We start from the raw sequence: 12569 nt of genomic DNA, 5'->3' as shown, positions 1-12569 counted from the left end.
CGATGTGGGCTCCCTTATGTATGTGTTTCTCTGGCTCAAGTATAGCACCGCCCGCTTCCGTCTGCCTAGTCGAGTTAAGCAGGAATCGAGACGCCGGGGACCGAATATTTTCATGAACAAATGGACCGGCGCCCCGGAGAAGGAATGTGAATGGTGAAACGCGATGGTAGCCGTTGGACCCGAAATCCCTATGTGCTCATGCCCCTCCTGCTCCTCGCGTGGGGATCGTTCGCCGCTACGAACAAGCTGCTTTTGGCGAGCATGGACAGCTATCTCGTCCTGTTCTACATGTACGGATTTGCCCTGATCGTGTTCCTCGCCATTCTGATGGTTCAGGGCAAGCTGAAAGGGTTCGGTTCCTGGAACGGACGCGACTTCGGGCTGTTGGCGGGCTGCGGGACGCTCGCTTTCCTGTACGACTTTCTATACCTCCAAGCATTGGAACGATTGCCGGCGGTCGAGGCCTCGATGCTGAATTACTTGTTCCCGATCTTCATCGTGCTGTTCGCGATTCCGATCCACAGGGAACGATTCACGTGGAATAAGGCGCTCTCGCTTGCCCTAGGCTTGCTGGGTAGTGTGCTGCTGATCACGAAAGGAGACTGGGCGAGCTTCACTTTCACGAACGCAGTCGGCGATGTGCTGGCGATTTTTGCGGCCGTTTGCTGGGGACTGTTCACGAATCTGGTCAAAATGAACGAACGGGACGCCGCCTTAAGCAACCTGTTCATCACCTTCGTCGCTTTCGTCTGGACGGCCGGCGCCATGTGGGGAAACTCGTCTTTGTCCGTCCCGTCGCTGCCGAATCTCGGCGGTCTTGTGTGGCTAGCGGTAGGCAACATCGTGCTGGGCTTCCTCCTCTACTTCCAGGCGCTGAAGCACGCGTCCGCCTCGCTCGTGGCCAGCTTCACCTTTTTCACGCCGTGCGTGACGCTGCTCTTCATCCTGGTGATGGTCGGAGAGCGCCTGTCATGGATCGATCTCGGAGCTTTTCTGCTGATCTTCATCAGCGTCCCCATCCAACAAGGGCTTCCTCTTCCCCGCCTCCTCCCGGAGCGGCGGGTGCCCCGCAACGGCAAGTAGCCCCGGTCCCCCGCATTGCGCCCCTTCCCCATGGAGACTATAATGCTAAGTAATCTCTCCGGAAGGAGGCGTCTACCATGCCCCGCGAGATTCGAGCCCAAGAGCTGTTGGCGTTGAAGGAAATCGCCGAGCTGCTCAATACGACGAATGACCTGAATCAAATGCTGAACGATGTGCTGGTCAAGCTCCTTGCCATCACGGGGCTGTCGACCGGCTGGATCTACTTGAAGGACGAAACGCACGACATCGTCTGTACCGCCGACCACAATCTCCCGCCGGCACTCGCCAGCCGGGACAAGGCGGCTATGTGCGCAGCCGGCTGCTGGTGCGTGGAGCAGTTTCGCGAGAACGAGCTTCATCGGGCCGTCAATATCGTAGAGTGCACGCGCATCACGCATGCGGCCTCGCACGACCTCGGGTGTACCGCCGGTATCACCCACCACGCGACGGTGCCGCTTCATGCCGGCTCGGATCGATTCGGCCTCTTGAATGTGGCGCAGGCCGGCAAAGATCACTTCTCCAAGGACGAGCTGGCCCTGCTCGAGGCGATCGCCCTCCAGATCGGCACGGCCATCAAGCGTGCCCGGCTATTCTACGAGCAAGAGCGCCATGCGCAGCATTACGCGTTACTCGACACGTTCACGCAGCAGATCAATGCGATTCAGAGCCTCGATGAGCTGCCTCTCAACGCGGTCACGCAGCTGAGCGACATCTTCGGCTGGCCTTTCGTGGCGCTGTTCTTGCACGAGCAGAATACGTTGTCGCTCCGGGCGCTCCATGTGAAAGGACAATCGTCGAAGGAATGGCGGTCGATCGCACCGAATTGTTCCGGCGCCGCGGGAGCGGCCTTGAGCGACAATCGACTTGTCCGAGCTTCCCTCTCGGAGGATATGATCCACGAGCTCTCGCCGGGGATCCTGCCGCCGCACGCGTCCGCCGCCATACCGCTTCGCATCCGCAACCGCGCGCAAGGCGTGCTGCTCTTAGGCAGCGACGTTCCGCACCATTTCGAATCATACCAGGAAGAGTTCCTCTACTCCCTCGCCGATCACATCTCGCTCGTCATCGAGAATACCCGCGTCTATGAACAGCGCCGGGAGCTGACCCGGATCGAGGAACGCAATCGCGTCGCCCGGGACTTGCACGACTCCGTGCTGCAGAAAATATTCTCGCTTTCTTTCCTGGCGAAGGGGGCGCAGCACGTACTCGCCGATCAAGCCCCGGTCGTGCGAGAGTCGCTGTACGAGATTCAGCGCTTGTCGCAGGAAGCGCTGAAGGAGATGCGCACGCTGATCTGGCAGCTGCGGCCGACCGGCCTCGAGCATGGAGTGATTGTAGCGCTGCAGCAGTATGCGGCTAGCCTGGGTCTGAAGCTCCTCACGGAGTCGGAGGAGCGACGGGCGCTGCCTCGCGATGTGGAAGAGACGTTGTGGCGGGTCGGGCAGGAGGCGCTCAACAACGTGAAGAAGCACGCGGGAACGAACGAGGCCGCAGCCCGCCTCCATGTCACGGACACGATCGCCCAATTGGACATCCGGGACGAAGGGAGAGGATTCGCCGTCGAGATGCGCAGAGGGCCGATGTCCATGGGTCTGCTCTCGATGCGCGAACGGGCGGAGCTGCTTGGCGGCGAGCTGTCTGTAGAGAGCGGGATCGGGCGGCCTACGGTCGTGACGGTCCGCATTCCCTTCGATACGGAAGCCCGACTACCGGGGAAGGGGGACTTATGAAGATTCGAATCTTGCTCGTGGACGACCATCAAATCGTGCTTAAAGGCTTGGCGTTCTATCTTGGTACGCAAGCGGACTTCGAGCTCGTCGGCGAAGCCCACAACGGCCGGGAGGCGATCGAACAAGTCGAGAAGCTGCACCCCGACCTCGTGCTCATGGACCTGAACATGCCGGAGATGGACGGGATCGAGGCGAGCTCGATCATCGCGGAACGGTTCCCGGACGTGAAGGTACTGGTGCTGACGAGCTTCTCGGAACCCCGGCACATCTATGGCGCGCTGCGAACCGGCGTGATCGGCTATATGCTGAAGGACGCCGAGCCGGAACAGCTGGCGCTGGCCATTCGCAGCGCGCATCAAGGCAATGTGCAGCTGCACCCCGAAATCCGTAGTGCGCTTGTCGCTGAGCCGGACCCGCTGCCGCAGCAACCGACGGCTGAGCCTGCCGGCGGGCGGGCCGACGGCTTCGAGGCGCTCACCCCGCGCGAGCTCGAGGTGCTGCGGCTCATCACGAAGGGGTGCAGCAACAAGGAGATCGCACAAACGCTCGTCGTCAGTGAGAAGACTGTCAAGTCCCACGTCAGCAGCATTCTCAGCAAGCTCCATCTCACCGATCGGACGCAGGCAGCGCTATATGCGGTGAACATGTTCCCGGCTTGATCTATACGGTCTTCCATCCGAGGTCGTACGACCGGACCTCCTCCTAGAGTCGTCCCGGCGTTTGCAAACTTACATCCATTTGCCGATGTGTTCGCGAAGGGATTGCTGTAGCATGAAGGTCAGATCTTATCACATTGGAGGGAAATTAGATGAGCCAAGTTTTATTCGTCAAAGCGAATGACCGCCCGATCGATCAGGCCGTCAGCGTCAAGCTGTATCAAGCCTTTCTAGATAGCTACAAAGCGAACCACCCGGAGGACGTCATCACCGAGCTGGATCTGTTTCAGGTAGAACTGCCGTACATGAATTCCGATATGATCACCGGGAACTTCAAAGCGGCGAAAGGGTATGAGCTGACCCCTGCCGAGAAGGAAGCCTCCGAGGTGGCGTCCAAATATATCGACCAATTCCTCGCCGCCGACAAAGTCGTGTTCGCCTTCCCGCTGTGGAACTTCACGATTCCGGCCGTGCTGCACACCTACATGGATTATTTGTCCCAAGCGGGCAAAACGTTCCGGTATACGGAGAACGGACCGGTCGGTCTGATTCCGGACAAGAAAATCGTGCTGCTGAACGCTCGCGGAGGCGTCTACTCCGAAGGCTATGCGGCCGGGATGGAAATGTCGGTCAACTATGTGCGCAACGTATTCGGCCTGTTCGGCGTGAAGGACATCACGACCGTTGTCGTAGAAGGGCACAACCAGTTCCCGGACCGGGCGCAGGACATTATCTCGCAAGGATTGCAAGAAGCGGAGAAGGTAGCCGCCGGGTTCTAAGACAATATTATTGAGTAATCCCAAGTAATACTTAGTATGGTTAAGTCGCGCTTAGTCATTCTTAACCTTACGCAGCAAGGCCCGGTACCGCCTGATGGTCAGGTAATACCGGGCCTTGCTTGTTTGTTCATGGGATCAGATCCAGGATTCGATATCGGCGTCATCGATTTCGTCCTCTTCGAGGAGATCTCCCGGTTCGGCCGCATCCGGCTCCATCCCGGCGGCCAGCTCGGACTGTGCCAGTCCAGCATAGGCCGCCGTGCGGAGGTCGACGTTCCGTGCGGACGGGATGACCGCCTGCAGATTGCGCACGCCATGCCGCGCGACCTCTTGTTCAATCAAGAACCGCAGGGAGTCCATCAGGTTCGACTGCGCATTGATCCAGTTCATGATGGCGGGGTCTTCCGTCTTGCGCGTCTTCAAGCTGATGTTCTCGCCCGGCTGCTTCGTTTTCTTCATGCTTAGGCGGGCTGCGCCGCTTTCGTCTTCAGCGCTTCATAGATTTTGCCCCGCACGAAGGCGTCCAGTCCCAAGGCGTTCATCTGCACGGCGAACTCCTTCGGAATGTACAGCAGCTTCATCTCCCGCTCCTTGCACAGCTCGTCCAAGAGCGGGTACAGCATGGAGCGCATCAGGATGCTGCCTCCCCCATAAACGCACAGCAGGTCGATCTCGTTGCGGGCCTTGGTGAGCTGCCGCTTCACGTTTTGCACGATTTGCCGTACCTGGCTCTCCATCGGCCTCTTCAGCGTCTTGATGGCGCGGGCATGGTACTTGTGCTTCGGATTTTTGATCACATCGCTGAAGAACTGCCGGGGGCTGTTCGGCAAGTGGATCAGCCGGTTGAACTCGTCCAGCGCCTCCTCGATGGCGTACCCGGCTCCATGGTGGCTGCCGTGCACGAACTGCCGCAGGAACTTGTTCCCCTCCGTGATCGGATATTCCGTCGAGCCGTCCCCGATATCGATATGCAGAATACGCTTGTCCCGGAAAAAGCTGCCGTTGAACTTCTTTTCGATCTCATACCGCTCTACGAACTCCCGGAAAATGTCGCCTTCCCGCCAATTCCCGTCCGCGTCTTTTTGCAGCGCGAAAATGACCGGCGTGGCTTCGGGCACCACCTTCGTATACGCGAAAACGATTTTCACGCCCACTCGTTGAAGTCCCAGGTGTACCGTGACATGATGGGAGCCCGCCATGAACCTGCGCTCGAACTTGGCCGACGTCTCGTCGTTATGCTGCGTAACCGGCAGCGCCGTGGCCATGTCCACATCGACTTCGATGTGCTCCGGAATGCGCTTCTCCTCGTCCACGGCCTTCTGAACGGCGGCGGCCGCGATCTGCGCCAGCGTATTGACGACCGGCAGATCCATGTCGCTCTTCATGTCGATCCCAATCTGGAGGTTATCGAGAATTTCTCCGCTCTCCAGCGCGAACTTGCCAACATAGTACATCCCGGGGCGGGCCGCCGGGGAATCGATCGTCACGACCAGCTGATCCTGCAGCTGCTTCACGAAGCTGTCCGGGGCCTGCTCCTCGTCCCAGGGGAGCTCGTCCACTGTACAATTCACATTAGGTTGTTGAATGAGGCGTCCGTCGATGATCAGGTCGTGCTCGCTGTTCCCGTTGTCGTTACCTACAAAAAAGTGGTAGTGCATGCGCCAATCCTCCTTGTTTGTAATATGTAACTAGGTATTACTGTGACATACAAGGTAGGGTCGCACAACCCGCTGATGGTACCAAATCACTGACAAGCCGGGGTCGAAATATGTTGGTTTTCCTCATGTCAAAAACCCCCAGATCCGCATTGGAGCAACGATTCTCGGGGTTTCGGGTTTGGGCGGCGCGGGCAATGGGGACGGTCGAGGCAACGGATGCAACGGGGGCTAGTGAGCGCCAGCGCGAGCCAGCGAGTGCCAGCGAGGGCCGGCTGGGGCCAGCGAGGGCCAGCGAGTGCCAGCGAGTGCCAGCGAGGGCCAGCGAGTGCCAGCGAGTGCCAGCGAGTGCCAGCGAGGGCCAGCGAGTGCCAGCGAGGGCCAGCGAGTGCCAGCGAGGGCCAGCGAGTGCCAGCGAGTGCCAGCGAGTGCCAGCGAGTGCCAGCGAGTGCCAGCGAGTGCCAGCGAGTGCCAGCGAGTGCCAGCAAGAGCTAGCGAGGGCCGGTCGGGGCCTGCGAGTGTTGTAGCAGGGCCGGCCGTGACCTGCGAAAGCAGACGAGCTTACCGCTGTGCGGCTTTGAGCAGCGCCTTGGCGGCTTTGCGAACGGCCGGCTTCGCATGGTCGGCGTACTCGTGCGCCGTCTGCAGCGCCTCCAGCGCGAGGTCGGGCGCCGCTTGCACCGCGTGGCACAGCCCGGACAGGGCACGGCCCGCATGTTTGCCGTCTGCGGCGCGAAGCGCTTCCCGCAGCACGGGGTACGCTTGCCGGGCGGTGGCTTCGCCGGCCCGCGCCATGTTGCCGACCGCGTCGACGGCGTAGTCGCGGACGATCGTGCTCGCGTCGCGGCGGATGAGCTCCGCGAGGGTCGGGAGCGCGCCGGCCATCAGGTCCGGCACCCGCTCCGCCGTGAGGGCGAGCGCGTGCATCGCCTCCCAGCGCACGCGTGTCGCCTTGTGCCCGAGCAGCGGGAGGAGCCGAGGCGCATAAGGCGCCACCCGCTCAGGCTGCCGCTCGGCCACCTTCGTCAGCACCTCGCAGCAGTCGCCCAGGAGCGCCGCGTCTTGTCCGGCGGCGGACTCTAGCGCCGCCGCCACTTCCTCGAGCCCGGATCCGGAGGACTCGGCCATGATCCGTTCCGCGACGGCTACGTTCCCCTGCTGCGTTTTATCCCCGATCTGCGTTGACAACCGGTTGCTTAAGCTCATTACTTTTCCCCTTTTCGTGTATGGTCGGATGTGCTCAGTTTACCATAAGTTGGCGATCTTGGGAGGGGCGCGTGCGAGAGCGGGTGCGCGCTCTAGAGTAACTTTTTTACTTTATAGCCCTGCCGTCCGCCGGTTTCCTCTCTCGAGAGTAACTTTTTTACTTTACAGCTCACCGTCGCCGGTTTCCACGCTCTAGAGTAACTTTCTTACTTTGCAGCCTCGCCGTCCGCCGATTTCCGCGCTCTAGAGTAACTTTTTTACTTTACAGTCTCGCCGTCCACCGGTTTCCGCGCTCTAGAGTAACTTTTTACTTTACAGTCCTGCCGTCCGCCGGTTTCCTCTCTCGAGAGTAACTTTTTTACTTTACAGCTGTCGCCGTCCGAGGGTTTCCACGCTCTTGAGTAACTTTTTTACTTTACAGCCTCGCCGTTCGTAATCCCGTTCAGTAACACGATTTTTCGGCTTAATCCCATCCATCGTACCGAATCCCGTTCAGTAACACGATTTTTTCGGCTTAATCCCACCCAACCCTACTCCCCACCCAAAAGCAAACCCGGCCAAAGGCCGGGTCATTGTTCGCGAGCAGGGTGGGCGTAATCCAACACGGTACTCCAATTCCACTGCTCATAATAGTTGGCGCCGAGGTCCAGGCTCGGGATCCACACTCGATCATGGTCGCCGTCGACCTCGGACAGCCGGACTTCGGCCGTCTGCCGGTTGGAGCGCACCCAGGCCAGATGGTCCACCGTCACCAAGGTCGGCTGATAGTCCCCATGCCGGTCCGACGGGTGGGTAACCGGGTCCGTCCGGCCTTTCGTCAGCTCGATGTCGACGAGCGATGGGAAAGGACGAACCGCCGGCCCATAGTTAGTCGGCTTCATCTCGCGTGCCCGGCTCACGATAATATGATTCGGCCCATCCCACGCGAAGCCTTGATCCACATAACCTGTCGGGGTATAGTGGATCGGCGTCCCATTCGGAAGCTCGACCACCTTGAGCCGCTTGTTCGACGAGGCTTCCCGGCCGACGCCTCCGATATAAGCCAGCTTCTCCCCTTCACCCGCCCAGGCGAACCATTGCTCGTTACGCACCATGTCATCGATCTTCCGGAACGTCTTCCCGTCGGAGGACAGGACGCACAGGGCGTTGCTGTCGGCCGACAGCGAAGCCGTGGGGGTCGCGAGGAACGCGATCCAGCGCCCATCCGCCGACCAGCGGAAGATGCTCGTGCCGACGGCGAGGAACGCATCGGACGGCTTGGGCAGCGTGTACAGCAGCTCCTCCGGCCCGGGCTCGCCGATAGCCGAGAGCGGCAGCTTCAGGATGCGCACCGGCGTCCAGCCGCTGTCCGGCAGCAACTTGGATGCCGAGGACACGAGCATTCCGCTGCCATCCGGCAGCCAGGAGTAGTTGCCGATCTCGCGAGCCGCCTCTACATGCTTATCCGGCTGGTCCGGGTCCGCCGTGAACAGCTGCTGCTCGTTCCGGAAGGCGAGCCGATTGCGGTCAGGCGCCCACTGGAAGCTCCTCCAGCTCCCGCCCTTCGGCGAGACGAGATGACTCTCGCCCTTCGACACATGCAGCACCCATAGCTCTTGCTCGTTCTCGCCCGCGGAATAGGCAATCCACTGGTTGTCGAACGACCATTTCGGATTGTGGACGGATTGGCCTTTCGTCATCGGTTTGGCGGACTCGCCGGTCTGAACCCATAAGTCCCCGCCCTTGACGAAGGCCGCCTGCGGCAGGGGCGTTTTGTTGTCGCCCGTAGCCGCCCTTCCCCTACCAGGCCCCGCGATGGAGAAGACCAGGGCGATAACCACGCCGATGATCCAGCCTTTCGTTCGAAGTTGCCTCCACATAAACCGTTGCCTCCTCTTGCTAAATATTCCATCTCTCTTTTACGCAAAGCGAAAAGTCGCCCCCGTCAGCTGAAGCTACAGCACCCGCTCCAAGAAGCGCGCCGCCCGCTCGCTTTGCGGTTTCGCGAAAAACTGATCGGGCGCCGCCCTCTCCATAAGCCTGCCTTCGTCCAGGAAATAAATGACGCTCGCCGCCTCTCGGGCGAACTTCATCTCGTGCGTGACGATGAGCATCGTCATCCCGGAGGTGGTCAGGTCGCGGATGACGGCGAGTACCTCCTTCACCATCTCCGGATCGAGCGCCGACGTCGGCTCGTCGAACAGCATGATCTCCGGCTGCATCGCCAGGCTCCGTGCGATGGCGATCCGCTGCTTCTGTCCGCCGGACAGCCGGGACGGGTACGCGTCGGCCTTGTCCTTCAGCCCGACACGGTCCAGCAGCTCCATCGCCCGGTGGGTCGCCTCCTCTCGGGAGAGCCCCTTCACGCGCATCGGGGCAAAAGTAATGTTGTCCAATACCCTCATATGCGGGAACAGGTGAAAATGCTGGAACACCATGCCGATCCGCTGCCGGACTTGAGGCAGGTTCACGCCCCGGTCGGTAATTACCGTCCCGTCCACCGTAATATGGCCGGATGTCGGCGTCTCGAGCAAGTTCAGACAGCGCAGGAACGTGGACTTGCCGGAACCGGACGGGCCGATCACCGCCACAACCTCGCCTCGCTCTACCGTCGTGGTGATGCCGCGGAGCACCTCGTGTTTGCCGTACGTTTTCGTTAAGCTCTGGACTTCAATCACTGACACGCAGCCTCCTCTCGAGCAGCCGGGCGCAAGAGGTGAGCACCAGCACGAGTACGTAATACACCGCGCCTACGAACAGCAGCGGCTCGAACGCTCGGAACGTCTGCGCCTGCACGACGCCCGCCCGCCGCATCAGATCGGCCACGCCGATCACCGAGACGAGCGACGATTCCTTCACGAGCGCGACGAGCTCGTTCACAATCGCGGGCAAGATGTTCTTGATCGCCTGGGGGAACAAGATGTGAGCCAGCGTCGTTCCATACGGCAGCCCGAGCGCCATCGCCGCCTCCCGCTGCCCCTTGTCCACCGCGAGCAGCCCGCCGCGGATCGTCTCCGACAAGTAGGCGGCCGAGTTCAGGCCGAACGCGAGCCCCGCCGCCATCAGCGGCGAAATGTCGTAGCCGATCAGCTGCGGGGTGGCGAAGTACAGAATCGACAGCTGCAGGAGCAGCGGCGTACCCCGGAAGACCGACGTGTACACCGTCGAGAACCATTGCAGCGGGCGGATCGTGGAGATCTTGAACAGCGACAGCACAGTGCCCCAGATCAAGCCCCCGAGCGCCGAGACAAGGCTGAACAGCAGGGTCACCCCTACGCCTCGCAAGAGATAACCGACGTACCCGTCCAGGACGCGGAAGTCCAGGAACCCGCCGCGGCTCTTCACCGGCGTCTGCATCGCCCCGAACCACTTGTCGATGATCGCCTGCAGCTCGCCATTCGCCTTCATCGCCTGCAGCTGCGTGTCGAACGCTTCCCGAAGCGGAGATCCCTTCGGGAACGCAATTGCGTAGCCCTGATCCCCTGGGGACGGCTCGAGCATCGTAAAGCTCAAGTCCGGGTTCGGCCCGGTCAACTCGATCGCCACCGCATCCTCGATGACGGCGGCATCGAGCCGGCCGGCCTTGAGCTCCTGGATGAGGTCGGAGATTTTGTTCAGCCGCACCTTCTCCGAGGCGGCGATTCCGGCTACGACCTCATCCTGCACGGACCCGAGCTGCGCCCCGACACGCTTGCCCGCCAGTTCATCGAGCGAACTGTACGGCTTGCCCTGCGGCGAGACGATCGTATTCCGGGCGACGTAGTAAGAGCTCGAGAAGTCGACGCTCGCCTTGCGCTCTTCCGTGACCGACATCGCCGACATGACGAAGTCCACGCGCTTTGACTGCAGCGCGGCGATTAGGCCGTTGAAGTCCATGCCGGACACTTCCAGGTCGTAGCCAAGCTTCCCCGCGATCGCCCGGGCGATGTCGAGATCGAGTCCGACGACTTGCCCGCTGCCGGTCGCATCGATGCTTTCATACGGCGGGTAATCCGGAGATGTGCCCATAACGAGCTTGCCCTTCGTCCCGGCTGCCGAGGCAGTCGTGGAGATACAGATCGTCAAGGCGAGAATAGCGGCAGCCATGCGTCTTGCCCATTTCAATGGTAAACCCTCCTAGCGGCATTCCTGCTAGCAGTAGATTTCCATAAATGGCCATCATTCATGCATGCATGCAAACGGACCGCACCGAATCACGATGTCAGCCTTGGCTCACGGCCGCCGCCCGCAGCTTCGAGATCCGCACGGCCATTGCCGCAGCGAGCATGCATACGATACCCGCCGCCAGGAAAGGCACCGTGTAGCTGCCTAGCCACTCTCTCAAGACGCCGGCGCCGTAGGCGGCCGTCGAAGCGCCGATCTGGTGGGCGACCACGACCCACCCGAAGATCATGCCGGCCTTCTCCCGGCCGAATTCCTGGGTGGCGAGCCGGACGGTCGGAGGCACGGTCGCGATCCAGTCGAGGCCGTAAAAGACGGTGAATATCATCAGCGACGCCGGGCTGGAATCGAGCGCATAGGGCAGAAACAGCAGCGAAAGGCCGCGAAGGCCGTAATACCAGAACAGCAGCCAACGGCTGTCGAACCGATCGGACAGCCAGCCCGACATCGTCGTGCCCACGAGATCGAAGATGCCCATGAGGGCGAGCAGCCCGGCGGCCGTCACCTCGGGAATGCCGAAGTCGCCGCAGGCGGGAATGAGATGCGTCCCGATCAGCCCGTTGGTGGAGAAGCCGCAGAAGAAGAACGTCCCGGCGAGCAGCCAAAAGGTCTTATTGCGGAGAGCCGACTGCAGGGCACGCAAAGGGGAGAGGATCAAATTGCCCGTGAACGGCTTGGGCTGGACTAGCTCCTCCGTCCCATAAGGAGCGGCCCCCACATCGTACGGGTGATCCCGCATCCAGATCGCCACGACGAGAAGAACTAAGACTATGACAGCGATCGCGATCCATACCGCCGTTCTCCATCCGGCCTCCACGGTCACCTTGGCGAGCAGCGGCAAGAACAACAGCTGGCCGGCGGCCGCACTGGCAGTCAGCATCCCGACGACCAAGCCGCGGCGTTTCACGAACCAATTGTTGCTGACCGTCACCCCGAGCACATTCGCCATCATACCGGTGCCGAGCCCAGCAACGAGTCCCCACAGCAGCTGGAACTGCCACAAGTGCTGCATGAACGGAGTGATCGACAGGCTGCCCGCCAATACGGCGAGCGACAGCACCATCACCTTGCGAATGCCGAATCGCTGCAGCACCGCCGCCGAGAAAGGGCCGACCAGTCCGTACAGGAAAATGCCGACGGAGACGACGCCCGAGATGCCGCTTCGCGACCAGCCGAACTCCTCCTCGAAGGAGAGCATGAACAAGCTCGGCATGGAGCGAATCCCCGCTGAGGTGAGGAGGGTGAAGAAGGCGAGAAGCACGACGAGCCAGCCGTAAAATAGTTTTTTCGGGGCCTTCACATCCGTTTGCATTATGAGGT

The 12569-nt window shown here is 61.0% G+C and carries 11 protein-coding genes; 4 read left to right on the top strand and 7 right to left on the bottom strand.

Annotation, left to right across the window (positions count from 1 at the left end; all coding sequences use genetic code 11):
- The first annotated feature begins 150 nt into the window (after positions 1 to 150).
- The 4 genes from ACI5FR_RS06385 (at position 151) to ACI5FR_RS06370 (ending at position 4248) form a co-directional block, all read left to right on the top strand.
- Entirely contained in the window at positions 151 to 1083 is a 933-nt protein-coding gene (locus ACI5FR_RS06385) for a DMT family transporter (RefSeq protein ID WP_405451854.1), read from the top strand.
- A 77-nt stretch (positions 1084 to 1160) separates the two neighbouring features.
- Complete coding sequence (locus tag ACI5FR_RS06380) at positions 1161 to 2813, top strand: GAF domain-containing sensor histidine kinase (RefSeq protein ID WP_405451851.1); 1653 nt, start codon at positions 1161 to 1163, stop codon at positions 2811 to 2813.
- The gene (locus ACI5FR_RS06375; protein ID WP_405451849.1) at positions 2810 to 3472 is read left to right on the top strand and encodes a response regulator; all 663 of its coding nucleotides are present in this window, start codon (positions 2810 to 2812) and stop codon (positions 3470 to 3472) included. Before ACI5FR_RS06380 ends, ACI5FR_RS06375 begins: the two co-directional genes overlap by 4 nt.
- Before the next feature lie 149 nt (positions 3473 to 3621).
- Entirely contained in the window at positions 3622 to 4248 is a 627-nt protein-coding gene (locus ACI5FR_RS06370; protein ID WP_405451846.1) for an FMN-dependent NADH-azoreductase, read from the top strand.
- A gap of 135 nt (positions 4249 to 4383) precedes the next feature.
- Here the strand turns inward: ACI5FR_RS06370 and ACI5FR_RS06365 are convergent, their stop codons facing one another.
- The 7 genes from ACI5FR_RS06365 to ACI5FR_RS06335 all read right to left on the bottom strand — a co-directional run bounded on the left by ACI5FR_RS06365 (position 4384) and on the right by ACI5FR_RS06335 (position 12561).
- Complete coding sequence (locus ACI5FR_RS06365; RefSeq protein ID WP_405451844.1) at positions 4384 to 4707, bottom strand: hypothetical protein; 324 nt, start codon at positions 4705 to 4707, stop codon at positions 4384 to 4386.
- A 2-nt stretch (positions 4708 to 4709) separates the two neighbouring features.
- Entirely contained in the window at positions 4710 to 5906 is a 1197-nt protein-coding gene (locus ACI5FR_RS06360) for a hypothetical protein (RefSeq protein ID WP_405451842.1), read from the bottom strand.
- 558 nt (positions 5907 to 6464) lie between these two features.
- Positions 6465 to 7109: a hypothetical protein gene (locus ACI5FR_RS06355; protein ID WP_405451840.1), complete on the bottom strand. Its 645-nt coding sequence runs from the start codon at positions 7107 to 7109 to the stop codon at positions 6465 to 6467.
- Positions 7110 to 7678: 569 nt separating this feature from the next.
- Positions 7679 to 8968, bottom strand: coding sequence for a TolB-like translocation protein (locus ACI5FR_RS06350; RefSeq protein WP_405451837.1), 1290 nt, complete (start codon positions 8966 to 8968; stop codon positions 7679 to 7681).
- 75 nt (positions 8969 to 9043) lie between these two features.
- Positions 9044 to 9766, bottom strand: a complete 723-nt coding sequence (locus ACI5FR_RS06345; protein WP_405451835.1) for an amino acid ABC transporter ATP-binding protein — start codon at positions 9764 to 9766, stop codon at positions 9044 to 9046.
- Positions 9759 to 11192 (bottom strand): ABC transporter permease subunit, encoded by a 1434-nt coding sequence (locus ACI5FR_RS06340; RefSeq protein ID WP_405451832.1) that lies wholly within the window; start codon positions 11190 to 11192, stop codon positions 9759 to 9761. The genes ACI5FR_RS06345 and ACI5FR_RS06340 overlap by 8 nt, the downstream gene beginning before the upstream one ends.
- 97 nt (positions 11193 to 11289) lie before the next feature.
- Positions 11290 to 12561 carry an MFS transporter gene (locus ACI5FR_RS06335; protein WP_405451829.1) on the bottom strand — a complete coding sequence of 424 codons (1272 nt, stop codon included), beginning with the start codon at positions 12559 to 12561 and terminating at the stop codon, positions 11290 to 11292.
- Positions 12562 to 12569 lie beyond the last annotated feature (8 nt).

The organism is Paenibacillus sp. HJGM_3, assembly GCF_045062745.1.
GTDB lineage: Bacteria > Bacillota > Bacilli > Paenibacillales > NBRC-103111 > Paenibacillus_AA.
The sequence above is the reverse complement of the archived record's forward strand: the minus strand, read 5'-3'. Positions and strand labels throughout refer to the sequence as shown.

Bases quoted from the DNA above. Each gene is read 5' to 3' on its own strand.
- ACI5FR_RS06385 (WP_405451854.1), top strand. From the start codon at position 151: ATGGTGAAACGCGATGGTAGCCGTTGGACCCGAAATCCCTATGTGCTC.
- ACI5FR_RS06380 (WP_405451851.1), top strand. From the start codon at position 1,161: ATGCCCCGCGAGATTCGAGCCCAAGAGCTGTTGGCGTTGAAGGAAATC.
- ACI5FR_RS06375 (WP_405451849.1), top strand. From the start codon at position 2,810: ATGAAGATTCGAATCTTGCTCGTGGACGACCATCAAATCGTGCTTAAA.
- ACI5FR_RS06370 (WP_405451846.1), top strand. From the start codon at position 3,622: ATGAGCCAAGTTTTATTCGTCAAAGCGAATGACCGCCCGATCGATCAG.
- ACI5FR_RS06365 (WP_405451844.1), bottom strand. From the start codon at position 4,707: ATGAAGAAAACGAAGCAGCCGGGCGAGAACATCAGCTTGAAGACGCGC.
- ACI5FR_RS06360 (WP_405451842.1), bottom strand. From the start codon at position 5,906: ATGCACTACCACTTTTTTGTAGGTAACGACAACGGGAACAGCGAGCAC.
- ACI5FR_RS06355 (WP_405451840.1), bottom strand. From the start codon at position 7,109: ATGAGCTTAAGCAACCGGTTGTCAACGCAGATCGGGGATAAAACGCAG.
- ACI5FR_RS06350 (WP_405451837.1), bottom strand. From the start codon at position 8,968: ATGTGGAGGCAACTTCGAACGAAAGGCTGGATCATCGGCGTGGTTATC.
- ACI5FR_RS06335 (WP_405451829.1), bottom strand. From the start codon at position 12,561: ATGCAAACGGATGTGAAGGCCCCGAAAAAACTATTTTACGGCTGGCTC.